Below are 23,389 nucleotides of genomic sequence, written 5' to 3'. Positions count from 1 at the left end.
ACCTGGAGTGAGAGCGTTGACAACAGCTGACACCGGCGGCGCCACGGTCACCTTCGACGGCGAGAGCCTCACCACCGACGCGGTCGGCCGCGTCGCGGAACCGGGAACGCCGGTGCGGGTGTGCCCCGGTGCCGTCGCCAAGGTGCTCAAGAGCCGCGCGATGCTCGAGGACCTGGTGGAACGGAACATCCCCGTCCACGGCGTGACCACGGGCCACGGCGAGAGGGCCCGCACGCGGATCGACAAGGCGGAGGAGGTCGGACTGCAGACGAACCTGGTGCGCAGTCACAGCGCCGGGGTGGGCCCGCTGTTCGCCGAGGACGAGGCCCGGGCCATCATGGCGGCGCGTCTGAACACGCTCGCCAAGGGGTACTCCGCGGTCCGCCCGGAGGTCCTGGACCGCCTGGCGCTGTATCTGAACGAGGGGATCACACCGGCGATACCGGAGATCGGTTCGCTCGGCGCCGGCGGTGACCTCGTGCCGCTCTCGCATCTCGCCGGCACGCTCATCGGCGAGGGCCGGGTGCTGCGCGACGGCAAGCGGCGGGAGACGGGCAAGGTCCTGCGCGAGCTGGGCATCGCCCCGCTGCGGCTGCGCTTCAAGGAGGGCCCGGCGCTGATCAACGGGACCTCCGCCGTGACGGGTCTCGGCTCCCTCGTCGTGGAGCGGGCCTTCACCCAGGTCCGCCAGGCGGAGACGGTCTCGGGCCTGCTCCACGACGTACTGCGCGGGTCCGGGAGCCCGTTCCTGGCCGAGGGCCACGACGTCGCCCGGCCGCACCCGGGGCAGATCGACTCGGCGGCCAACATGCGGACCCTGCTCGCGGGCAGCCGTCCGGCCCCGGACCACGCGGACCCGCGCGGCGCGCCGGCGGAGGCGTACACGCTGCGTGCCGTGCCGCAGATCCTCGGGGCGGTGCGGGACACCCTCGGGCACGCGCGGGGGCGGCTGGAGACCGAACTCAACTCCGCCAACGACGACCCCCTGTTCTTCGAGGGCGAGGAGATCTTCCACGGGGCGAACTTCCACGACCAGCCCGTCGCGTTCGTCATGGACTTCACCACGATCGCGCTCACCCAGCTCGGGGTGCTCGCCGAGCGGCAGGTCGACCGGCTGCTCGACCGGCACCTCGGCCACGGTCTGCCGGAGTTCCTCGTCGCCGCAGATCCGGGCCTGCACCGCGGTTTCGCCGGCGCGCACCACCCGGCGACGGCCCTGGTGGCGGAGAACCGGACCATCGGGCCCGCCAGCACCCAGAGCGTGCCGTCCGGCGGCGGCCACCGGGACGTCGTGGGCATGGGCCTGATCGCGGCCCGCAACGCCCGGCGGGTGCTGCAGAACAACAACCGCGTCCTCGCGGTGGAGTTCCTCGCCGCCGCCCAGGCCGTGGACGTCTCCCGGCGGTACGACGACCTGGGTCCGGCGAGCCGGGCCACGTACGACGCGGTGCGGTCCCTGGTGCCCGCCCTGGGCGTGGACCGCTCCATGGCCGACGACATCGAGCTGATCGCCGCGGCGCTGTCGCGGGGCGAGTTCCTGCGGTCCCTGCGCCAGGAGGGAATCGCGCTGCGCTGATCCGGCGTACGGCGGTGGGGGGGACGGGCACGACCGGTGCGCCGTCCCCCGCACCGCGTTCGGGGGCCCTTCGGGGCCCGGAAACACCGCACGTCCCCTGTTCCGTCCTCTTCGGTGAAAGGCGTTTCCATGACTCAAGTGACACAGCGTCCCTCCCTGGACGCCCCGGCCCCGCCGCGGACCGGCACCCCGCGTACGCCCTCGTTCTTCTTCAACGGCCACGCGCCGCGACGGCGGCTGCTGGTCGCCGTGGTCAGCGCGCTGTTCGGTTTCGCCCTGACGGTGGTGTGGTCGGCGGAGTTCGTCGACAGCACCATCGGCGACAACGTCGCCGACACCCTGCTCGGACACCACGCCAAGGACAGCCCCATCGCCGGCGCCCTGGCCGGCCTGGCCTTCGCCGTGGCGACCGGGGTGGCGGGCACGTTCACCGCGTGCAACGTCGCCGTGTTCAGCGCGCTGGCCCCGCTGACCGGCGGCCCGTCCTCACCGCGCCGGCGGCTGACCGCCGCCCTGCAGCCGCTGAGCAGACTCGCCCTGGGCGCGATCGTCGTGTCGGCGCTGTACGGGGTGCTCGTCGCGCTGGTCGGCACCGGGATGCCGCAGTTCGACGAGAGCCCGTCGGGCGGCGGGCTGTCCGGCCGGCTGATCCAGGCGATGGTGGTGTACGGGCTCATCGGCCTGTGCATGCTGGTGCTCGGGCTCTCCGCGCTGGGGGTGGTGCGGGACCCGCTCGCGCGGCTGTCGCGCCGCTTCCCCGGTGCGCCGATGCTGTTCATGGGCGCCCTGGTCGGGGCGTTCCTCATCGGGCGTCCGTTCCCGCTGTTCCGGCAGCTCTTCCGGGACGCGGCCGAGAGCGGCAACCCGCTCTACGGGGCGGCGGTGTTCGTGCTCCAGACGCTCGGCAACCTCGTCGTCGTGGCGGTGCTGTTCCTCCTGGTCACCGTCGCCTTCGGGGAACGGCTGAGCCGCTGGCTGACGGCCCGGCCGAGCCGCGCCTCGGCGCTGATGGCGGCGGCGTTCATCGCCGCCGGCGTCTTCATGCTCCTGTACTGGGACCTGCGGATCCTGGCCCGCCGCGATCTGATCTGGTACCCGATGGCCCCCTGGGCGCACTGAGGCACCGGCGGTGTGCGAACGGGCCGGGTGCGCGGGGCGCGTACCCGGCCCGTCGTCCTCCGGGCCGACCGGGGCCACGCACGCGGCGGGCCGCGCTCAGGGCGCTCCGGCGGCCTCGCCGGAGCCGGCCGTTTCCTCCCGCGCCATGCCGAGGAAGCGCCGGATCGCTTCGACCGGCATGTCGAGCCCCTCGGACGCGGACTGCTCGTCCCCGAACACCTGCACGGCCTCGGCGACCGCCCCGGCCAGTTCCACCTCTGCCTTGCGGACCTTCGCCTCGGCCTTGTCCACGGTGTCGACCACCGCCAACTGGCGGCGCTGCTTCTCCTGGAGCCGCTGCTTGCGGGAAAGGGCCTTGTCAGAACTCTGCACAGACATGACCAAGATCATAATCAGTCCACGCGCACCCGCCGCCCCCTCGCCCGCGCTCCCGCCGGCGGCTCCTCAGACGGGCAGCTTCGTGTCGACGACGAAGGCGATCTCGACGAGCTGGCCGGGCAGGGTCAGTTCGGTGACGCCCACGACCGTGCTGGCCGGGCGGTGGTCGCCGAAGTACGCCAGGTTGCCCTCCGCCGTCGCCGTGGCGTTCCGCCGCAGGTCCACCACGTACAGGGTCTGCGAGACGATCTGGTTCCGGGTGGCGCCGTAGTGGTCCAGGACCTTGTCCATGTTGGCGTGGGTCCGCCCGAGCTGGGCGGCGAAGTCGCCCGCGTGGAGGAACTCGCCCGCGTCGTCGAACGCGAGCTGGCCGGAGACGTGGACCAGCTCGCCGGACCTGATCGCCTGTGCGTAGCCGAAGTCGCTCTCGGCCGGCACGTCGTAGCTGAAGACATCAAGGGTGGTCATGGAGCTCGCCCTTCCGATCTGCTCTCTTGTGGTTACTCGGGAACTGTAGGAGAGTGAGGGCTGACCTGGAAGAACGCACTTTTCGGTGACTGGGGAACCTCATGGTGACCAAACAACTGCTCAAGGGCCTGCCCGAGGACGCCGACCTGCGGCGCGCGGACTCCCTGGCGCGGGAGATCTTCTCGGACGTCGCCAACAAGTGGGCGCTCCTGATCATCGAGGCGCTCGGCGAGCGCACCCTGCGCTTCAACGAGGTGCGGAACGAGGTCGAGGGCATCAGCCACAAGATGCTCACCCAGAACCTGCGCATGCTGGAGCGCAACGGCCTGGTCGACCGGAAGGTGCACCCCACCGTGCCGCCGCGGGTCGAGTACACCCTCACCGAGCCGGGCCGGGCCCTGCGCACCGCGGTCGACGCCATCTGCGGCTGGACCCACCAGCACCTCGCTCACATCGAGAGCGCACGCGGCAGTTTCGACGCCTGACGCACACGCGCCGGCCCCGCCCCGGACATTCCGGGGCGGGGCCGGCGCGTGTGCGGGGCCGGTGCTCCGGCTCCGGCTCCGGGGAGGTTCAGACCGCCGCCACCTTCGGCGCCGGCTCCCCCGCGGTCTCGCTCTCGTTCTCGTTCTTGCTCTCGTTCTTGCTCTCGTTCTCGGTTCCGGCTTCGGGCTCCGGCGGGGCCTCCTCCTGGCCGACCGGCGGGATGTGCCGCATCAGGACGACGAAGAAGGCTCCGGCGACGGCGATGAGGGCCGCGCCGACCCCGGCCACCGTGTGCAGGCCGCTGGTGAAGGCCACGCGCACGGGCTCCATCAGCGTCTCGGCGAGCGGTCCGGACAACCCCTCGGTGGCGGCCGCGGCACCGGCGACGCTGTCGCGGGCGGCGTCGGCGGCGCCCGCGGGCACGCCCGCCGGGACGGTGTCGGCGATCTCGCTGCGGTAGACGGCCAGGCCCGCGGTGCCCAGGGTCGCCACACCGAGGGCGGCCCCGAACTCGTTGCTCATCTGGGACAGGGCCCCGGCCGAACCGGCCTTCTCCGCGGGGACGGTGCCCACCACCATGTTCGTGCCCAGCGCCACGATCGGGGCGCCGCAGAAGGAGAACACGGCGAACCCGGCGATCAGCACGGGCGTACCGGAACCGGCGTCGAGCTGGGTGAAGGTGAGCAGGACGGCGGTCACGCCCGCGATGCCCGCGCCGATGACGTACGCGGGACGGACCTTGCGGGCGATGATCGGGCACACCGCGAAGGAGACGGTGGCCGCGGCCATGCCGGGCAGCATGCCCAGGCCCGCCTCGAACGGGGACATGCCCTGGGCGGCCTGGAAGTACTGGGTCATGAAGAGCATGACCGTACCGCCGATGAGGCTGTAGGCGAGCAGGCTGAGCAGCGCGGCGGTGAACCGGCCGTGGGCGAACAGGGTGACGTCGAGGAGCGGGCTGCTCAGCCGGCGCTGGCGCTGGACGAACAGCACGCCGATGACGAGCCCGGCGACCAGCACGACGACGGGCAGGGCCTCCCAGCCGTCGCGGGCGAGTTCCTTGATGCCGAAGATGACCGGGACGGTGCCGCCCAGGCTCAGCAGGACGCTCGCCGGGTCCAGGCGGCCGGCCTCGGGGTTCTTGAACTCGGGCAGGACACGCGGGCCGACGACCAGGGTGAGCACCATCACCGGGACGCCGATCAGGAACAGCGAACCCCACCAGAAGTACTCCAGCATCACGCCGCCGAGCAGCGGGCCGACGATCGCGCCGATGGTGAAGCAGCTCGCCCACAGGCTGATGGCGACCGTGCGCTGTTTGGCGTCCTGGAACATGGTGGTGATGAGGGCCAGGGTGGACGGCGTCAGGCTGGCGCCGGCGATGCCCAGGAGCACGCGTGCGGCGATGAGCATGCCCGGACTGGTGGCGAAGGCCGCCATCAGGGACGCGGCACCGAACGCGGCCGAGCCGATCAGCAGCAGCTTGCGGCGGCCGATGCGGTCACCGAGGGTGCCCATGGTGACCAGGAAACCGGCGACCATGAAGCCGTAGATGTCCATGATCCACAGCTGCTGGTTGGAGTCGGCGCCGAGATCCGCGCTCAGGTGCGGCAGCGCCAGGAGCAGTACGAAGACGTCGAGGGCCACGAGGAGGGTCGGCAGAGCGAGGATGCCCAGCCCGATCCACTCCTTCCGCCCGGCTTTGGGAGCACCGCCTGCAGTCATGTGCCTGTTACTTCCCCTCGTCATGGGCCGTGCGCGTGTGGGTGTGGGTGCGGTGGCGCCCGTGTGCCGCGTGTACCGCGTGCCTTCGGGCCCACCCGCCACCGTCCTCCGGGGCCTGCCGCGGCCGCATCTCCCTGCGTGCTGAGTCCGGATGCGGAATCCGCGGGCCGCACGAAGCGCCTCGGAAGACGCCCAGGCCGAAGCGGGGCCCGTGACCTCACGGGCACAACAGCCGGAACGCCCGGCTCGCCACGGTCCGCGGGAAGTCGAGGACATGACCGTCAGGAACGAGCCCGGACTCTTCTCCTGACACCGGGACCCGCATCGGCCGCCTTCCGGGACGCGGGTCGGCTCACTGACGCCGGCCCGCCACTGCCTCCCCCCTCCGGGACGCGGTGGCGGGGGTGGAGGGCCGCTTCATCTCCGCGGGTCGGTACCGAGACGGTGGCCGTGCCGGCGCGGGGCGGGACGGGGCCGGCGCCGTACGGGGCAGGACTGGACCTCCGGCGCGGCGACGGCGGGAGATACGGGGGCGGGCGGCGCCGGTGTGTCCGGGGAAGCGGGCCGCGGGACGACAGGTGCCCTCGGCGGTCTCCCGGTCTCCGGCACGCCTTTCGCGTCCGGCGGTCTCCCGGTTCCCGACGGACCTTCCGCATCCGGAAACCCCCCGGACCTCGGAAACCCCACGGTCCCCTGAAACTCCTTGGCCCCCGGCAGCTCCTCGGGATCCGGCAGCCCGATGTCGAAGCTGCGCCAGGCCCACGCCCATGCGGCGGCCCGCCGGAAGGGCCCGTCGGGGCCGTCGTCGAGGCGGGTGCCGGCCGGCGTGCTCATCGTCCGGCCGTCGTCGGGGAGCCGCCGGCCGCGGTGCGCGCCGGCGCGAGGCCGTAGCGCACGCCGGTCAGCGCCTCCGACAGTTCCCACAGACAAAACCGCGCCGAGGCGTCGCGCGACGCGCGGCTGGAGGAGGCGGGAGCCGGCGCGCCCCGGCTCTCGAACCGTTCGCCGGGTCCGAGATAGGCCCCTCCCGGCAGGTGGGGGTCGGTGGCGGCGCGCAGCACCGGCAGCATCGCCCGCTCGGGCGGCTGGGCCAGCAGCCGCAGCGCGACCCCGCTCACCGGGCGCAGCCACGCGGGTGCCTCCCCCTGCCACAGGGCGGTCGCCGACAGGCCCGGATGCGCGGCGACGGAGAGGGTCTCGGCTCCGCTGCCGGCCAGCCGCCGCTGCAACTCCCGGGCGAACATCAGATTCGCCAGCTTCGACCGGCCGTAGGCGCTCAGCGAGCGGTGGCCGGCGCCGTCACGGGCCCGTGGTCCGTCCATGGCGCCCCGGCCGGCCCGGTGGGCGAGGCTGGCCACCGTCACCACGCGGGAGCCGGGAACCCCGTGCATCAGGTCCAGCAGCAGTCCGGTCAGGGCGAAGTGCCCCAGGTGGTTGACGCCGAAGTGGGGCTCGAAGCCGTCCTCGGTGCGCGGGCGGGAGGGGAACATCACCCCCGCGTTGTTCACCAGCAGGTCGAGCCGCCGGTGCCGGCGCCGTATCCCGTCCGCGGCCCGGCGTACCGAGTCCAGGGAGGCGAGGTCGAGACGGACGACCTCGGTGCTCCCTCCGATGCGGGCCGCGGCCGCCCGGCCGCGTGCGGTGCTGCGGCAGGCCAGGACGACGTGCGCACCGCGTTCGGCGAGTGCTCGGGCCACCTCCAGGCCGAGGCCGCCGCTGCCGCCGGTGACCAGGGCCGTTCTGCCGTACTGGCCGGGGACACCGGCCGGGGACCAGTCCATGTGAGTCCTCCTCGGGTGGCGGCGCGCGCCGCGGAAGGTCAGGCCGCGGCTCCGTAGCCGTACCGGACGATGAAGTCCGCCGTGACGTCGTAGTAGGCCGGTTCGGAGGGCGCGTCGGTGGCCAGGCCGCTGACGTAGCGGTTGTACATGCAGAAGGCCGCCGCGATCAGCACCGTGTCGTGCAGGTGGGCGTCGGTGGCGCCCTCGGCGCGGGCGGCGCGGACCGTCTCGTCGGAGACGGGACGGGCGTGCGCCTGCACCTCGGCGGCGACCCGCAGCAAACTCTTCAGCAGTGCGGGGACCGGGGCGCCCTCCGGGTCGGCGAGGACCGCCCCCACCACATCGGCACCGCCCTCCAGCTGGGCGGCGGCGAACGCGCTGTGGGAACGGGCGCAGAACGGCGTGCTGTTGAGGTGCGAGACGTAGGCGGCGATCAGCTCGCGCTCGCCACGGGTCAGCGGAGAGTCGCCGCTGCGCAGCAGCGTCTCCGCGAGCTGGTTCAGCGGGGCACCGGTGTCGGGACGCTGGGCCATCAGGCCGCTGATACCGGGCAGGTCGTTGTCGAGCGTGATGTGCGCCATCGGAGCACCCTTCACTGGGGCGGGCTCGGTCGGTGCCATCGTCGTCAGCGGGCCGGAGGGCGGCCAACTCCGAGGGTGCGCACCCCTCAAGGGCCCGCGGCGGGCGGTCGTCGAAGGTGCGCACGCTCGGAGTTGGCCGGAACCCGTCCCGCTTTCCACGATGGGCACCGGCCGGTCGCCCCGGACGGCGGCGGCCGAGGCCCCCTGCCCAGCGCCGCCCGACAACTTACGGAGCACCATGCCCGCATCCATGCCCGCGTCCGTGCCCGCGCACGGGAAGGCCCACCGGCGCTCGGTCGCCGCGACGGTCGTCGGCAATTTCATCGAGTCCTTCGACTGGCTGGCGTACGGGCTGTTCGCGCCGCTGTTCGCCACCCGGTTCTTCCCCTCCGACAACGCCCTGACCTCCGTACTGGGAGTGTTCGCGGTCCTCGGCGCCGGTGTCCTGATGCGGCCGCTCGGCGGCCTGCTGCTGGGCCGGTTCGCCGACCGGCGCGGCAGGAAGCCGGCGCTGATGCTGGCCATCTCCCTCATGGCGGGCGGCTCGTTCCTCATCGGGATCACCCCGACGTACGAGCAGATCGGACTGCTCGCGCCGCTCGTGCTGCTCCTCGCGCGGACCGCTCAGGGCATCTCGCACGGCGGCGAGTGGCCGGCCGCGGCCACCTATCTGATGGAGGTCGCGCCGGAGCGGCGCAAGTGCACGTACGGCAGCCTGTTCTCGCTGACCACCTGCGCCGGCGCGTTCACCGCCTCCCTGCTGGGCGGCGCGCTGACCGCCGCGATCGGTTCCGAGGCCATGGCGGCGTGGGGGTGGCGGGTGCCGTTCCTGGTCGGCGGCGTCCTCGGTCTGGTGCTGCTGGTGCTGCGCTCCCGGCTGGCCGAGACCGACGTGTTCCGCCGCGAGGTGAGCAGCCGGGCGGGCCGCGGCTCGGTGCGCCGGGTCCTGGGCGCCCACCGGCGCCAGGTCCTGCTCACCGTGCTGTTCGTGGCCGGTACGGGCACCGTCGGCGGTACCTGGACCGCGGTCGTTCCCGCGCTGGGCGGGCGGATGGCCGAGGATCCCGGCACGATGATGTGGGTCGCCGTGACCACCACCGCGTTCCTCATGGTGATCAACGTCCCGCTCGGTCTGCTCGCCGACCGGATCGGGGCCGCCCGCTTCCTCGCCGGGGCGAGCGTGGTGTTCGCGGTGGCGGGCTCCTGGTCGTACCTGACCATGCGGGGCACCTTCACCAGTCTGCTGCTCGCCTACGGCTCCGGCGTGCTCTATCTGACGTCCGCGACCACGGTGCTGCCCAAGCTCCTGACGGAGATCTTCCCGCCGCAGGTGCGCGCCCTGGGGATCGGGCTGCCCAACGCCGTGACGAGTGCGGTGCTCGGAGCCGTCATGCCGGTGTCGGCCACGTTCGCCGCCGAGCGGGACGCCTCCGGCTGGTTCATCGCCGCGGTGATGACGGCCGTACTGCTGTCGCTGCCGGCGGCGGTGCTCTCCCGCCGCCCGGACGCCGCCCGCCCGGTGCTGGACCGGGCCGAACTCACACTGACCAAGTGACATCCTTCCCCGCCTGGCCAGGCTCCGGACGTGATGGAGACCATCGTGTTCGACGTCGGCGAGACAATCACCCGGGACGACCGCTACTGGTCGTCGTGGGCCGACTGGCTGGAGATTCCCCGCCACACCCTGTCCGCGCTCGTTGGTGCCGTGGTCGCCCAGGGCAAGGACAATGCCGAAGCCCTTCGTCTGGTGCGACCGGGGATCGACATCGCCGCCGAGTACCGGGCCCGTGAAGCCGCCGGCCGCGGGGAGTACCTGGACGAGAGCGACCTGTACGCCGACGTCCGCCCGGCGTTGTCCGAACTGCGCCGGCTGGGCGTTCGAGTGGTCATCGCCGGGAACCAGACTCCACGTGCGGGGCGGCTGCTGCGGGGCCTGGACCTCCCGGCGGACTTGATCGTCACATCGGGGGAATGGGGTGTTGCGAAGCCCGACCCCGCTTTCTTCCAGCGGGTCATCGAGGTCGCACAGGCGCTCCCGGGCGCGACCGTGTACGTCGGTGACCATCCGGCCAACGACGTGTTCCCCGCGAAGGCGGCGGGGCTGCGGACGGCACATATTCGCCGCGGCCCGTGGGGACACCTGTGGGCGGACGCAAGCGACGTCCGGGCGGTCGCGGACTGGCAGATCGACAGCCTCACCCAGCTCACCGACATCGTCCGCGACTGACCGGCATGCTGACGCAACAGCAACTCGCCGACACCGCCTCGCCACTCGGCACCATCGGGAAGATCGGGCAAATGAGCGAGGCCTGACCACCGTCAGCCCGCGGTCACGCCCAGGTGAGGCGTTGGTGCTCGGGTCTCGATGCCTTCCCACTCACCGAGGGCGCTCTCGTGCACGGCGTCGGACAGTCGGCGCAGGGCGGCGCGGTCGCCCTGGTCCATGCCCCGGCGCGGCGCCTGCTGCCCCAGGATCACGGATACGTCCGTGTTCAGCGCGTGGGCGAATTTGAGCAGCGAACCCACCGACAACTCTCCGCGGTCCTGCTCGGCTTTCTGCACCAAGGCGAGGGAGACCCCTGCCGCATCCGCGAGCCCCTGCTGCGTCAGATCGGAGCCCCGTAGGTGTGTGATGCGCTTGCCGTTCGTCAGGCCGGCCCAGTTGCTCACGATCACCCCAGTGCGTTTGCCGCTGTACTCCGATGGTAGGCCCAGACGCCCGGACTCCCCGGGCGAGCGGATGCGGAAGGGGCGCCCCCGGACGAGGGGGCGCCCCTACGAGCGTGTCCGGTGTCAGCCGTTGCTGCCGCGCACCGCGTTCTCCAGCTGTGCGCCCGTGTAGGCCTCGGCTCCGGTGAAGTACTCCACGCGCAGGCTCTCGGGGCTGCGCACGCCGTTGTCGACGCGGTCGCGCTCGTAGGCGTCGAGCAGCGACTGGGCCTCCGAGGTCGCCTCGGCGAAGCGGGAGGCCGGGTCCGCGCCGTGCAGAAGTACGTCGCCCATCGCGCGGGTCATCACGTCCTGCGCGCCGGCGAAGTCGCCGAACAGCGCGCCCCGGCACGGCGGCACGCCCTCGCCCTCGCCCTCGGGGTGGCTGCCGAGCTGGGCGCTGGCCAGCCGGTGGTAGGGGTTCGCCTCGAACCAGCCCTCGTCCTCCAGCAGCCGGTACGAGGAGCGGGTCACCGGCACGAAGCTGCTCGCGATGTGACGGTCCGCCGCGTTGCGCGGGTTGTTCAGGAACTGCATGAACGCCAGCGCGCCGTCCTGCGTCACCTCGTCGAGACCGGCGGTCAGCCACAGCGAGGTGCCGGCGATGATGTTCCCGCCGTACGGCTCGCCCGCCCGGCCGGGGAAGCGGCCGACCGTCATGCCGAACCCGGCGTGCTCGGCCGCCTGGGCCATGTAGTTGAGGTCGTTGGACGAGGTGATGCGCAGCGCCACGTCCTGGTCGGCGAACGCCTTGAGGTTGCCCTCCCAGTCCGGGATCTTGCCGGTGTACAGGTAGTGGCCCTCCTGGTGCAGCCGCTGCCAGTACTCGACGAAGGTGAGCATCTCCTTGGACGCCAGGTCCAGGCGGGAGGCCCGGCCCGAGCGGCCGTTGTCGTGGTCGGCGAGGTGTCCGCCCTGGACGGCGAGCGCCTGCTGGAAGAACAGGCCGTGGTTGGCCCAGGTCACCGCGTGGCTCGGGCCGTCCGGGAGCGCGGCGACCGCCTGGCAGGCCGCCTCCAGCTCCTCCCAGGTGGTGGGCAGCCGCTCGACGCCGGCGGCGCGCAGCAGGTCCTGGTTGCCGTAGATCAGCATCGCCGTCACCACGGCGGGCATCGAGACCAGGTCGCCGTCGCGGGAGTAGTGCTCGCGCACGGCCGGCAGGAGGTCGTCGACGACGACCGGCTCGCCGAGGATCTCGGTGCGCCCGGCGATCGCCTGCTGCACCGAGGTGAACAGCGGCTTGCCGTCACGCCCGCGCATGTCGTACGCGGCCTGGGTGACGGCGAAGTAGAACTCGCCGATCGCCGGCGGGCGGCCCGCCTCGGCGGCCTCGGCGATCTCCTTCGACAGGTTGCGGAAGTCCCGGCCCTCGATGTTGATCCGGTACTCGGGGTGGGCCTTCTCGAACTCGGCGCCCAGCCGGTGCAGCCGGTCCATGTAGCCGGGGAAGGTCAGGTCGCCCAGCCAGACGTCGATCACGGTCGGGGTGGTCATGTACGGCCTCTTCTCTGTCTGAACGGATGTCGGCTCAGGCGGCGGCGGTGGCGGAGGTGAGGGAGCGGGCGAAGGCGCGGATGTCGCCGGTCAGGGCGGCCGGCTGCTCCATCGCGGCGAAGTGCCCGCCGTGTTCGAACTCGGTCCAGTGCATGAGGTGGGGCAGGTCGCGCTCGGCGAGGCTGCGGATGGGCACGAAGATGTCGTCGGGGAAGACGGCGACGCCCACCGGCACCGTCAGCGGCGGCGGGACCGCGCCCGCGGCGGCGGCCCGTACTCCCTCGGCGCCCTCGAAGTAGAACTGGGCCGACGAACCGGCCGTGGCCGTCAGCCAGTAGATCGACACGACGGTCAGCAGCAGGTCGCGGTCGACCGCCTCCTCGGGCCGCCGCTCGGCCGAGGTCCAGTCCAGGAACCTCTCCACGATCCAGGCGAGCTGGCCCACCGGCGAGTCGGTCAGCGCGTAGGCCAGCGTCTGCGGGCGGGTCTGCTGGACCTTCATGTAGCCCGACAGCTCCGCGTCGAAGCGGGCCAGCTTGCCCAGGCGGGCCTGGTCGGCCGGGCCGAGCCCGGCGAGCTCGGCCGGATCGCCCGAGGGGAAGGTCATCAGCATGTTCACGTGAACGCCGATGACGTGCTCGGGGTCGATCCGCCCGAGCTCCAGGGAGATCACCGCGCCGGCGTCACCGCCCTGCGCCAGATAGCGGTCGTACCCCAGACGCTCCATCAGCGTGGCCCAGGCGCGGGCGATACGGCCCGTGTCCCAGCCCTTCTCCGGCAGCGGACGGGAGAACCCGTAGCCCGGTATCGACGGGATGACCAGGTGGAACGCCTGCGCCGGGTCGCCGCCGTGGGACCTCGGGTCGGACAGCGGGCCGATCACGTCGAGGAACTCGGCGACGGAACCCGGCCAGCCGTGCGTGAGCAGTAGCGGCGTCGCGTCCGGCTCGGGCGAGGTGATGTGCAGGAAGTGCACGGGGGCGCCGTCGATCTCGGTGACGAACTGCGGGTGCGCGTTCAGGCGGGCCTCGGCCGCACGCCAGTCGAACGACGTGCGCCAGTACTCGGCGAGCTCCTTCAGATAACCGAGCGGCACCCCGCGGCTCCAGCCGACACCGGGCAGTTCGTCGGGCCAGCGGGTCGCCTCCAGCCGTCGGCGCAGGTCGTCGAGCTGGTCCTGCGGGATGTCGATACGGAAGGGATGCATGAAGCGCTCCGAGGAGAGTCGGTCCGCGCGTGAAGGCCGCGGCTCACTGAAGGAGGTCACAGGGCTCGCCCGGTGGGACGGATCCCGAAACACGTGCGTCCAGCCGTATCGTGCGCCGCCGCGGAACGGCCCCGCATCTTGTCGATTGCTCCGTGGCCACCGGTGTTCCGCGGGCGCGGCCCGGTGGCCTCGCGGGCGCCGGAAGGAGGGCAGTCCAGAAGATGCGGCGGCGCGGGCGGCACTGGCAGCATCCCCACGACCGGCCCTTTCGTCGCAGGTCAGCGCGCAGGTGAGCGCGCAGGTCGGCGCGCCGGTCACGCAGGGAGCCGGGTGATGCCGGTGACGCCGCACCGATGCAGGAAGGACGCCCCGTGAACGCAGCCACCGCCCACGCCACCGACGCCCTGATCGACGCCTTCGTGAACGCCGCGCCGGAACAGGCGGAGCACCACTACCGCACGCTGGTCGAGGCGGTGTGGGACGACGGCGAACCCACCGCGTCGGCCCTCGACGCCGTACCCGCCCTGGCCGCCGCCCTCGAACGGGCCGGCGACGGGCGCCGCGGGCACCTGGCGATCCTGCTCGGTCTGCTCGCCGAGTCCGAACACCCCACCGCCGCCGGGCCGGTGGCCCGCGCGGTCCGCGTCCACCTGGACACGTACCTGGGGCTGCTGCGCACCGAGGGCATCGGCACCCCGCTGACCCTCGCCCTGCTCTACCTGCTGTCGCACTTCCCGGCCGACCGGGACCGGATCCTGGCCGCCGTCTCCGGTCTGGAACTGGACCCGGCCGACCTATCCCGCCTCGACCGCGCCCTGAGCGAACTCGACCCCGGCCGGCCCGGACTGGGCCGGGTGTGGCCCTCGCCGTCCGTGTGGACCCTCAACGAGGACGAGGTCGCCTTCGACCAGAGCTGGGTGAAGGCCCTGAGCCCGCAGCAGCTCCTGGCCGCCTGGGACAACGACACCCGCACGGTCCTCGGCTGCACCGGGGCCCGCGCCTACTGGGCGGTGTGCCACGGCGACCCGGCCGACGCCCCGGCCGCCGCCGTCCCCGACCGGGCCCGCGCCACCGCCCCCGCCGCGGGACCCGAACTGATCGCCGCGCACACCGCCGCGCTGCGCTGCCCCGCCTGCCACAAGGAACTCGAGCCGGGCGACGGGCGCTTCACCTGCACCGGCTGCGCCGCGGACTATCCGGCCGCGGGCGGCATCCTCGACCTGACCGCCCCCGTCGGCGAGGAGGCGGGCGTGGACGACTTCCTGGAGAAGCTGTCCCAGGTGCCCAGCATGGGCCTGTTCTACGAGGCCGTGGCCCGCCCCTCGTTCCTCCGGGTCGCCGGCTCCAACTGGGGCGGCGACGTCACCCCCGACGACGAGGACCGCTACATCGCCGAGCACGTGACGCCCGTCGACGGCCCCGTCGTCGACCTCGCCGCCGGGGCCGGCCGGTGGACCACCGTGATCGCCGAGGCCGTCGGCGCCGACCGCCTCGTCGCGGTCGACAGCTCGCTGCCCATGCTCAACGTGCTGCGCGGCCGGCTGCCCGACGTGCCCGCCGTGCTGGCCGGCGCCGCCGACCTGCCCTTCGCCGACGCCTCCGTCGGTGCGGTCGTGTGCTGGAACGCCCTGCAGGCCTTCTACGACGAGGCGCCGGCCGCCATCGCCGAGGCCGGCCGGATCCTGCGGCCCGGCGGCACCTTCACCGCGATGACGTTCCGCCGTTCCGAGGACCCCGTCTACCGCTACTTCCAGTCGGCCCACCGCTTCCCGCAGCACGAGGGCGGACTGCGGCTGTTCGAACCGGAGGACCTCAGGCGCTGGCTGACCGAGGCGGGCCTGACGGTCCGCGAGGAGAGCGGGCCGGGCACCTTCGTGTTCCTCACCGCCGTCAAAGAGGCCTGACGGCCCGTCGGCCCCGCCCGGCCGCCGCTACGGAAGCCCGCTACGGAAGGAATTCGTCCATGTCCCTCTCCGACGTCCGGGAGGCGGACCTCGCCCGGCCCGGGAGCCCGGAGTACGAGCGGGCCACCGCCGCGTTCAACCTCGCCGCCCCGCCCCGCCCGGCCGCCGCCGTCACCGCGCGCACCCCCGGTCAGGTACGGGCCGCCGTGCGCACCGCGGTCCGGGCCGCCCTGCCGGTGCGCGTGCACAGCACCGGGCACGCCTCCGGCGCCGTGCGGCCCGCCGACGGCGCCCTGCTCATCCGCACCGAACTCGAGGGCGGCGTCGAGATCGACCCCGTCCGCCGCACCGCCCGCGTCCCGGCCGGCACCACCTGGGGCGAGGTCGTCCGCGCGGCGGCCCCGTACGGGCTCGCCGCCGCGCACGGCTCGGCCGAGGGCGTCGGTGTCGTCGGCTACCTGCTCGGCGGCGGCGTCAGCTTCTACGGCCGTAGTACGGGACTCGCCGTCAACACCGTCCGCGCCGTCGAACTGGTCACCGCCGACGGGGAGTCGGTGCGCGCCGACGCCGAGAACGAACCCGAGCTGTTCTGGGCGCTGCGCGGCGGAGGCGGCGGGTTCGGTGTCGTCACCGGCGTCGAGATCGGCCTCTTCCCCGTCGCGCGGGTCGTCACCGGCGCGAGCTACTGGTCCGCCGCCCACGCCCGGCCGCTGCTGGACCGCTGGCGGGCGTGGATGCGCCGCGCGCCGCGCGAGGCCACCACGTCCCTGCGCCTCATGAACCTGCCCCCGGTCCCCGGCGTCCCGCCGCAGCTCGCCGCCGGCCCGGTGCTCTGCGTCGACGGCGCCGTCCTCGCGCGCCGCGAGGAGGACACCGCGACGGCCCACGAGACGGCGGCGGGGCTCCTCGGCCCGCTGCGCGAGGTCGCCGAGCCGCTGCTGGACACCTGGGCGCCGACCGGACCCGCCGGGGTGCTGGACGCCCACATGGACCCGGCGGAACCGGTCCCCTTCATCGGCGACCACCTGCTGCTGCGCGAGCTGGACGACGCCGGCGCCGCGGCCTTCCTGGGCGCCGTCGGCGAAGGGTCGGGCTCCCCGCTGGCCGTGGCCACGCTGCGCCAGCTCGGCGGGGCGTTCGCCGAGGCCCGCCCGGAGGGCGGCGCGCTGTCCGAGGTGGACGCGGCCTACGCGTACATGGGGTCGGGCCCGCCCTTCGGACCGGTCACCGTCCAGGCCCTGCACGACCACTGCGCCACCGTGCGGGAGGCGCTCGCCCCCTGGGACACGGGGAGCACCGTGCCGTCCCTGGTCGAGGGGTACGGGCGTCCGCAGCTCCACCTCGACCAGGACCGCGCGGCCGCCGTCGGCCGGGTGCGGGCCCGCGTCGACCCGCACGGTGTGTTCGCCGGGGACGTCGCCCCCGGCGCGGCCGGTCCGGTCCGGCGTGAACCGCGGTAGGCGGGCCGGCGGCCCGGTGCCCGCGAGGGTGTCCGAGCAAATCGTTTCTTCACCGGGCGGGCGCCCCCGCCACGGCGGACACGGCGCCTCCGAACGGCGCTCGCTCGGCAGACGGGGACAATTCCCGCACGTCACGGAGGCAGAGAGCAATCTGGAAGAACATCCGGAACCACTTCGCCAAGTAGCATCCGACTACGCCGAAGGGCATTGGCCGGAGCGAAGGGCGGTGAGGTGCCATGGCGTTCGACGGACGCCGTACCGGCGCCTCGTGCCGAGTCCCGGCCGCCCCCGCGCGGCGTTCGTGCCTCTGCCCCGGCGCCTTACCCGGACGAGCGCCCGGCACGGTCCGGATCTCCACCGGATCGCTGCCCGCCCGCACCGGACGACGCAGACGCTGACGGCTCCGTACGGCCCACGGTGTGTCCGGCGATCCCGTTTCCGCCGACTCCGCGACCAGGAAGGGGCGCCGCCGCGCCCCCGGCCCTCCCGTCCGCGCCGTCCATTCGTTGCCGACCGCCCCGGGCGATGACCCGCCGACCCACGATCGATCCCCCAGGAAGGGGCACGAATTTCCATGACCGTGCCGGGAGAATTCGTCCTCAGACGCTCCGCGGACGTCTCCGTGGACACGCTGGTGCGACTGGTCAGGGCGTACGAGGAAGGCAGCACGGGCACGGCCGCGTGCACCCACGAGGACATCCTGCTGACGCTCTCGCACCCCCACTACGCGGACAACAGCTGGTGCCTGACCGGCCCCGGCGACGAACTGCTGGCCTGGGCGTCGTTGGCCCTGGGCGGCGGCGCCGCCGCCGAGGCGGCGCTCACGGTCCCGCCGGGCCCGCGCAGCGCCCCGGCGGCCCGCTTCCTGATCCTGCACCTGCTGGACCGCACGGACACGCTCGGACTGGCCGGGGGCACCCCGCTGGGCCTGGACGTCGGCGGGATCCTCGAAGGCGACCCGGTGCTGCCCCGCGTCCTGGAGGAGACCGGCTTCGTACGCGGTGCCACGCTCACCCAGTACGACGTCGACCTGTCGCACGGGGCGCCGCCGGCGGCCCTGCCCCCGGCCGGGCACATCCGGCCGGCCGTGCCGGACCAGGACGCCGAGGTGCTGCACGGCCTGCACCTGCGCAGCCGTTCCCGCGTCCCCAAGACGTACGACCCCGCCCTCTTCCGGGCCCGGATCCGGCGGCTGGGCGAGTTCTCCGGTTTCGCGCTGCTCCTGGAGGTCGCCGGACACCCCGCCGGTCACGTCCTGGCGCACGCGGCGCGCGACCGGGGCCGCGTCCTGGAGGCCGCCGTCGCCCCCGCCCTGCGCGGGATCGGCGTGGGTCTCGCCCTGGTGGCGGCGGCCCTCACGGAACTGCGCCAGCGCGGGTGCGCACAGGCCCTCGTCGCCGTCGACACGGCTCAGCTCCTCGACCCCGACGCCCTGCGCCGGGACCTCGGGGTCCGCGGTGAACGGGCGGTGACCTACTTCCACCGCGAACCCGAGCTCTGATCCCGCCTCTCACCGTGTTCCCCCGGGACAGCGCCGGGGCGCACAACATCCGCCACCGCTACGTACGGCTGTCGTCAACTCCCCCTGGGTGACGATCGCTCGAGATGGGCCGCCACCCCGGGGAGGGCGGCAGGCATGACTCTGGAGGGTGCGGACGTCGCCGCCCGCCGGCCCGGTGGCCCGTGGACAGCCAGTCCGCGTGGCCGCCTCTCGGGAGCGCCGGACATACGAGTCCGCTGACGCTCCCGCCAGTCGCGCCGTCGGCGCCCGGCGTGCCCGCGCGCCGGCATGCCTGCCGGGCAGGTGTCCCCGTGCCCGGACGAGCCGCGCGTCCGGACCACGGACCGGCGCGTCCAGCTCGCCGCATTCCCGGTGGTCGGGCCGCAGGGTGGGGAGACGGGCGTCAACTCCCCCGTGCACGTGATGGTCTACGACCTTCCGGACGATGTGACGAGCGCGCAGGGGTGGACGGGCCGCGCCGTGGACACCAGCCACTTCACCGTCGTGCACGGCGTGGTGGAGGACCGCTCCCCTGGCACCCCGCGACCGGACCGGGAGTCGTTCCTGCTCGCCTCCGGCGAGGGGATCAGCCGGCTGGGCCCCGGACCCGGGCCGGCCCCCGAAAGCCCCTGGCAGCACTGCACGATCGGCACGGGCGTGCCGTCCCGGAAGTCCCAGGGGCTGGACCGCTGGTTCCGCGGCAGCGGAAACCTCGCGGTCGGGAACACCATCGCCGCCTGCGTGCGGCCGAACGGCACGGCCTCACCCTTCGCCAAGCCGTGGCGCCGCACCCGGCTGAAGGTCTTCCCGCGGCCCAGCGCCGAGTACGACGCCGTCGGGCACCACGTGGTCGTGGCGGACTTCGACAACGACGGGGACGACGGGTTCCTGATCGGCGTGCGGGGCCCCGCCCCGGCGCAGGGCGTCTTCTCCTACGAGCTGGACGCCCAGGGGAACGTGCTCGTCGAACAGCAGGTCGGCACCGAGTCCACGGCCCGTATCGCCGTGGCCGACTTCAACGGGGGCGGCCGGCTGGACTCCGCCACCACCTCGTACGACACGGCCGGCCACTGCACGACCGAGGACCCGAAGGCGCGGCTCTACGCCAACACCTTCGCCTGACCGAGCCCGGTCACACCCCCGCCCGGGGGCGACGGCTGACCGCCCCACCGACCCGTGCTCCCGCGCCACGCTGAGCGGGAGCACGGCTCCACTCCGAGGCGCCGTCAGGCCACGAGGACGCGGGTGGGCTCGCGGTAGTAGTCGAAGTCGACGGCCTGGCCGTCGAGGGCCAGGCGCAGTTCGGCCAGGCAGGCCCGTACCGAGGCGAGGACCGCGGGCACCTGGACGGTGTCCGCGAGGTGCGTCAGGGTGCGGTAGCTCTCGATGAGGTGGAGCTCCTGCTCAGCCGTGAGAGACGAGGACACGTTCGTCATGGAGTCGTGCCGCCTTCCATTGTGATCGGGGCAGGCTGCCGGCGGGGGCGAGCTCCACCACGGGACGGATGCCGATCTCGCGCTTGAACTCCTCCGCGATACGGCCGCACAGCGCGTCGGCGGCCGGTCCGGCGAGCTCGCCCGCGTCGACCCTGACGTGGACGGTGTCGAGCCCGCGTACGGTGCGGATGGACGACTGGAACTCGTTGACCTCGTCGAAGGAGCGGACGACGTCCTCGATCATCACCGGGGTGACGGACACCCCGCGGATCTTGCGCATGTCGTCGACGCGCCGCAGGATGCCGCCGTCGTAGAAGTCCCAGGTGCGGCCGCAGCCGCACTCGGTGTGCGGGCGTCTGACGACGACGTCCTCGGTCCAGTGGCGGAAGAGCTGGATGCCCTCGCGGGAGAGTCCCGTGGTGACGCGGACGCCCTCCTCGCCGTAGCCGACGGGCTGCATGGTCTCGGGGTGGAGGACCTCGTCGAAGCAGGACTGCTCGTTGATGTGGCAGGCGTTGCGCCGCGAGGGGCACTCGAACATGAAGACGCCGCCGAACTCGGTGGTGCCGGCCGCGTTGAAGACGCGGGCGCCGAAGGCCTCCTCGATGGTGCGGGTGGTGAAGTCGGAGCGCGGCTCGGCCCCGGCGAGGATGATCCGCACGTTCGCCTCGCGGGCGAGGTCGACGCCCATCTCGCGGGCCGTCTCGATCAGCCGCATGGCGTAGCTGGGGGTCAGGCCGAGGACCTCGATCCGCTGGTCCACCAGCAGGCGGACGCGGGTGCGGGAGTCGAGGCCGCCGGAGGGGAAGACGGTGCAGCCCATGCGCTCCAGCGCGTAGTGCATGCCCCAGAAGCCGGCGAGCAGGCCGTAGCCGAAGCAGACCATGCCCTTGTGGTGCGGGCGCACCCCGTTGGCGTACAGGGCGGTGCAGAAGGTGTCCACGCACCACACCCAGTCCCGCTCGGTGTCGAAGGTGCGCACCGGCGGGTTGCCGCTGGTGCCGCTCGTCTGGTGGTGGCGCACGCCCAGCGACGGGTCGAGCGAGGGCCAGGTGCCGTACGGCGGTGCCTGCTCCTCGGCGGCGAGCAGGTCCGCCTTGTACAGCAGCGGCATCCGGGCGGTGTAGTCGGCGAGCGAGGTGATGCCCTCGGGTATGCGGGCGTTCCAGAACGGTGAGGAACGCCGGGCGTGGTCGAGAGCGCGGCTGAGGCGCCGCCACCGCCAGGACTCCAGCCGTTCGCGCGGCATGGTCTCCGCTGTGCTGTTCCAGTAGTCCACGTATGTCTCCCCATGTACGCCCGGCGGTCGGTGACACCGGGAATCCTGACGCCCGCCGGCCCGGCGGCGCATCTTTGCGCGTGCGGTCCGTGGCCGGCGCCCCCAGGCGGTCCCGGGCGGTCTCAGGCGGCCGTGACGGTGGCCGCCCGGGTGCTGAACTCCCGTACGGCGCTCAGGTAGTTGGTGATGATGTCCATGCCGTGGTCGGTGCGGAAGCTCTCGGGGTGGAACTGGACCGACTCCACGGGCAGGGTGCGGTGGCGCAGCCCCATCACATAGCCGTCGTCCACCGAGCGGGCGGTGACCTCCAGGCAGTCCGGGACGCTCTCCCCGGGCACGACGAGGGAGTGGTAGCGGGTCGCCTCGAACGGGTCGGGCAGGCCGGTGAACAGGCCGTGTCCGTCGTGGCGGATCCGGCTGGTCTTGCCGTGCACGAGGTGCTCGGCGGGCACCACGCTCGCGCCGTAGGCACGGCCGATGGCCTGATGTCCCAGGCACACCCCGAGCAGCGGCAGACGCCCGGCGAAGGCCCGTACGAGTTCCACGTGGCCCGACTCGTCCGGGTGCCCGGGGCCGGGGCCGAGGAGGATGCCGTCAAGTCCCATGGCGGGCACGTCGTCGGGGATGAGCGCGTTGGAGCGGACCATGAGGGGGACGGCGCCCGCCGACATCAGGTACTGGCGCAGGATGTCGACGAAGCTGTCGAACGCGTCGACCACCAGGATCCGCGGGGGCGGACCGGAGGCGGGCCGGACGGTGAACATCCGGGTCACAGCAGTTCCTTTCCGGTGACCGCCCAGTGTGCGGCGCTCATCTTGGCCAGCGTCTCGCGCCATTCGGCGCGGGGCTCGGAGTCGGCGACGATGCCCGCGGAGGCGCGGGTGCGGTACACGCCGTCGCGGTGGAACAGGGTGCGGATGCACAGGGCGAGGTTGGTGTAGCCGCCGACGTCGAGGACGCCGAGGGCGCCCGCGTACAGGCCGCGGCGGCTGCGCTCGACGGACTCGATGATCTCCATGGCCCGGATCCGGGGGGTGCCGGTCATGGTGCCGGCGGGGAAGAGGGCGGCGATCGTGTCGAAGGCGTCCTTGTCCGGTTCGGCCTCCCCCAGCACGGTGGACACCAGGTGCAGCACGTGCGAGTAGCGCTCGACGGTGAGCCGGTCGGGCACCTGGAGGGTGTCGGCGCGGCAGATCCGGCCGATGTCGTTGCGGCACAGGTCGACGAGCATGGTGTGCTCGGCGATCTCCTTGGGGTCGGAGGACAGCCGCCGGGCGCCGGCCTCGTCGTCCCCGGTGCGCGGCAGCGTGCCGGCGATGGGCCGCATGGTGACGGTGCCGTCCTCGATCCGCACGAACAGCTCGGGGCTCGCGCCGATGACGCACTGGCCCGCCAGGCTCGCGAGGTACATGTACGGCGAGGCGTTGCGCCGGCGCAGCCGCTGGTAGACGTCGGCCGGGCGGGCCGGGGAGCGGATGGTCAGCTCGTGCCCGATCTGCACCTGGTAGATGTCGCCGGCCGCGATGTGCTTCAGGCAGCGTTCGACGTCGGCGGCGAACAGGTCGGGCTCGCTGTCGTCGGTGACGACGGATTCGGGGAAGGTGTCGGCGGCCGGCTCGGGATGGGTCCGTTCGGCCCGCGCGAGCAGGCCGAGGACGCCGCCCTGGTCGAGGGGTTCCCAGTGCGCGGACTCGTGCAGCAGCAGCTCGGCCCCGCCGCCCTCCAGATCGGCGACGACACAGCCCTGGTGCAGGACGAGGTGGACGTCGGGCAGGTCGGGGCGCTCCTCGATGAGGTGCGGGAGGTCCTCCACGTAACGGACGGCGTCGTAGCCGAAGTAGGCGAGGAAGCCGAAGCGGAAGCGGGTGGCCGAGCCCTCGGCGTCGAACATCCGCTGGGCGGTGCGCAGCAGCGCCCACAGGTCCTTGAAGGAGCGCAGCCGCACGGTCGCGTGCCCCGTCCCGTCGGCCGTGTCCGACGCGTCCGCCGCGTCGTGCGCGAGCAGCGGCCGGGCGCGCTGAAGCAGCAGCCGGACGAGGCCGGGGCGGCCCGCGACGCGCACCGTCCCGTCGGTGACGGACAGCGACAGCAGGGTGCCGAAGCCGGCGAACTGGTAGCGGCGGTCGCGCAGCGGGCCGGCGGCGGACTCCAGGAGGTACACCTGGTCGGGTCCGAAGCGTTCGGCGAGGGCGCGGTAGGCGGGGAGCATCGCCGGCTGGGGCAGGGCCCGCGCGTGTGTCGTCACGCGGACCGGGGCGGGCGCCGCCGGGTGCGGATCGGTCATG

General features: G+C 73.3%; 21 protein-coding genes. 9 read left to right on the top strand and 12 right to left on the bottom strand.

Annotated elements, in window-relative coordinates; all coding sequences use genetic code 11:
* Window positions 1–16 precede the first annotated feature (16 nt).
* Window positions 17–1,576: a tyrosine 2,3-aminomutase gene (cmdF, locus tag ACZ62B_RS29910; protein ID WP_468724208.1), complete on the top strand. Its 1,560-nt coding sequence runs from the start codon at window positions 17–19 to the stop codon at window positions 1,574–1,576.
* Between the two features lie 129 nt (window positions 1,577–1,705).
* Complete coding sequence (locus ACZ62B_RS29905) at window positions 1,706–2,695, top strand: hypothetical protein (protein ID WP_344561466.1); 990 nt, start codon at window positions 1,706–1,708, stop codon at window positions 2,693–2,695.
* A gap of 96 nt (window positions 2,696–2,791) precedes the next feature.
* On the opposite strand, the gene ACZ62B_RS29900 is transcribed toward ACZ62B_RS29905, so the two are convergent.
* A complete protein-coding gene (locus tag ACZ62B_RS29900; protein WP_468726797.1) occupies window positions 2,792–3,073 on the bottom strand; it encodes a hypothetical protein in 282 nt (93 codons plus the stop codon).
* A gap of 66 nt (window positions 3,074–3,139) precedes the next feature.
* The gene (locus ACZ62B_RS29895) at window positions 3,140–3,541 is read right to left on the bottom strand and encodes a RidA family protein (RefSeq protein WP_468726800.1); all 402 of its coding nucleotides are present in this window, start codon (window positions 3,539–3,541) and stop codon (window positions 3,140–3,142) included.
* A gap of 101 nt (window positions 3,542–3,642) precedes the next feature.
* Between ACZ62B_RS29895 and ACZ62B_RS29890 the strand changes: the two genes are divergently transcribed.
* Window positions 3,643–4,026, top strand: coding sequence for a winged helix-turn-helix transcriptional regulator (locus tag ACZ62B_RS29890; protein WP_344561472.1), 384 nt, complete (start codon window positions 3,643–3,645; stop codon window positions 4,024–4,026).
* 88 nt (window positions 4,027–4,114) lie between these two features.
* Here ACZ62B_RS29890 and ACZ62B_RS29885 read toward each other — a convergent pair whose 3' ends face one another.
* The 3 genes from ACZ62B_RS29885 to ACZ62B_RS29875 form a co-directional block, all read right to left on the bottom strand.
* Entirely contained in the window at window positions 4,115–5,752 is a 1,638-nt protein-coding gene (locus tag ACZ62B_RS29885; RefSeq protein ID WP_469692780.1) for an MFS transporter, read from the bottom strand.
* An 830-nt stretch (window positions 5,753–6,582) separates the two neighbouring features.
* Window positions 6,583–7,533 carry an oxidoreductase gene (locus ACZ62B_RS29880; RefSeq protein ID WP_344561076.1) on the bottom strand — a complete coding sequence of 317 codons (951 nt, stop codon included), beginning with the start codon at window positions 7,531–7,533 and terminating at the stop codon, window positions 6,583–6,585.
* A gap of 38 nt (window positions 7,534–7,571) precedes the next feature.
* A complete protein-coding gene (locus ACZ62B_RS29875; RefSeq protein ID WP_344561078.1) occupies window positions 7,572–8,114 on the bottom strand; it encodes a carboxymuconolactone decarboxylase family protein in 543 nt (180 codons plus the stop codon).
* A gap of 238 nt (window positions 8,115–8,352) precedes the next feature.
* Here ACZ62B_RS29875 and ACZ62B_RS29870 point away from each other — a divergent pair, with 238 nt between their 5' ends.
* Window positions 8,353–9,669 (top strand): MFS transporter, encoded by a 1,317-nt coding sequence (locus ACZ62B_RS29870; protein WP_468726807.1) that lies wholly within the window; start codon window positions 8,353–8,355, stop codon window positions 9,667–9,669.
* 33 nt (window positions 9,670–9,702) lie between these two features.
* Window positions 9,703–10,341: an HAD family hydrolase gene (locus ACZ62B_RS29865; RefSeq protein ID WP_468726880.1), complete on the top strand. Its 639-nt coding sequence runs from the start codon at window positions 9,703–9,705 to the stop codon at window positions 10,339–10,341.
* A 92-nt stretch (window positions 10,342–10,433) separates the two neighbouring features.
* On the opposite strand, the gene ACZ62B_RS29860 is transcribed toward ACZ62B_RS29865, so the two are convergent.
* The 3 genes from ACZ62B_RS29860 to ACZ62B_RS29850 all read right to left on the bottom strand — a co-directional run bounded on the left by ACZ62B_RS29860 (window position 10,434) and on the right by ACZ62B_RS29850 (window position 13,524).
* The gene (locus ACZ62B_RS29860) at window positions 10,434–10,784 is read right to left on the bottom strand and encodes a helix-turn-helix domain-containing protein (RefSeq protein ID WP_468884134.1); all 351 of its coding nucleotides are present in this window, start codon (window positions 10,782–10,784) and stop codon (window positions 10,434–10,436) included.
* A 123-nt stretch (window positions 10,785–10,907) separates the two neighbouring features.
* Complete coding sequence (locus tag ACZ62B_RS29855; RefSeq protein WP_344561114.1) at window positions 10,908–12,317, bottom strand: extracellular solute-binding protein; 1,410 nt, start codon at window positions 12,315–12,317, stop codon at window positions 10,908–10,910.
* Window positions 12,318–12,351: 34 nt separating this feature from the next.
* Window positions 12,352–13,524: an epoxide hydrolase family protein gene (locus tag ACZ62B_RS29850; protein WP_469692776.1), complete on the bottom strand. Its 1,173-nt coding sequence runs from the start codon at window positions 13,522–13,524 to the stop codon at window positions 12,352–12,354.
* A gap of 371 nt (window positions 13,525–13,895) precedes the next feature.
* Here ACZ62B_RS29850 and ACZ62B_RS29845 point away from each other — a divergent pair, with 371 nt between their 5' ends.
* From ACZ62B_RS29845 to ACZ62B_RS29830, 4 genes are all read left to right on the top strand, one after another.
* Window positions 13,896–15,428, top strand: coding sequence for a class I SAM-dependent methyltransferase (locus ACZ62B_RS29845; protein ID WP_344561121.1), 1,533 nt, complete (start codon window positions 13,896–13,898; stop codon window positions 15,426–15,428).
* 59 nt (window positions 15,429–15,487) lie between these two features.
* Window positions 15,488–16,888 carry an FAD-binding protein gene (locus ACZ62B_RS29840; RefSeq protein ID WP_469692774.1) on the top strand — a complete coding sequence of 467 codons (1,401 nt, stop codon included), beginning with the start codon at window positions 15,488–15,490 and terminating at the stop codon, window positions 16,886–16,888.
* A gap of 574 nt (window positions 16,889–17,462) precedes the next feature.
* Complete coding sequence (locus tag ACZ62B_RS29835) at window positions 17,463–18,389, top strand: GNAT family N-acetyltransferase (RefSeq protein WP_469692772.1); 927 nt, start codon at window positions 17,463–17,465, stop codon at window positions 18,387–18,389.
* 288 nt (window positions 18,390–18,677) lie between these two features.
* Window positions 18,678–19,511 (top strand): hypothetical protein, encoded by an 834-nt coding sequence (locus ACZ62B_RS29830; protein WP_469692770.1) that lies wholly within the window; start codon window positions 18,678–18,680, stop codon window positions 19,509–19,511.
* A 104-nt stretch (window positions 19,512–19,615) separates the two neighbouring features.
* On the opposite strand, the gene ACZ62B_RS29825 is transcribed toward ACZ62B_RS29830, so the two are convergent.
* The 4 genes from ACZ62B_RS29825 to ACZ62B_RS29810 form a co-directional block, all read right to left on the bottom strand.
* Window positions 19,616–19,825 (bottom strand): DUF6052 family protein, encoded by a 210-nt coding sequence (locus tag ACZ62B_RS29825; RefSeq protein WP_468726820.1) that lies wholly within the window; start codon window positions 19,823–19,825, stop codon window positions 19,616–19,618.
* Window positions 19,794–21,104, bottom strand: coding sequence for a phenylacetate--CoA ligase family protein (locus ACZ62B_RS29820; RefSeq protein WP_344561131.1), 1,311 nt, complete (start codon window positions 21,102–21,104; stop codon window positions 19,794–19,796). The genes ACZ62B_RS29825 and ACZ62B_RS29820 overlap by 32 nt, the downstream gene beginning before the upstream one ends.
* 122 nt (window positions 21,105–21,226) lie before the next feature.
* Window positions 21,227–21,868 carry an anthranilate synthase component II gene (locus tag ACZ62B_RS29815; RefSeq protein ID WP_344561474.1) on the bottom strand — a complete coding sequence of 214 codons (642 nt, stop codon included), beginning with the start codon at window positions 21,866–21,868 and terminating at the stop codon, window positions 21,227–21,229.
* A 5-nt stretch (window positions 21,869–21,873) separates the two neighbouring features.
* Window positions 21,874–23,388: an anthranilate synthase component I family protein gene (locus ACZ62B_RS29810; protein WP_344561133.1), complete on the bottom strand. Its 1,515-nt coding sequence runs from the start codon at window positions 23,386–23,388 to the stop codon at window positions 21,874–21,876.
* Between the last annotated feature and the right edge of the window lies 1 nt (window position 23,389).

The organism is Streptomyces sp. NPDC053426 (assembly GCF_055585405.1).
The sequence above is the reverse complement of the archived record's forward strand: the minus strand, read 5'-3'. Positions and strand labels throughout refer to the sequence as shown.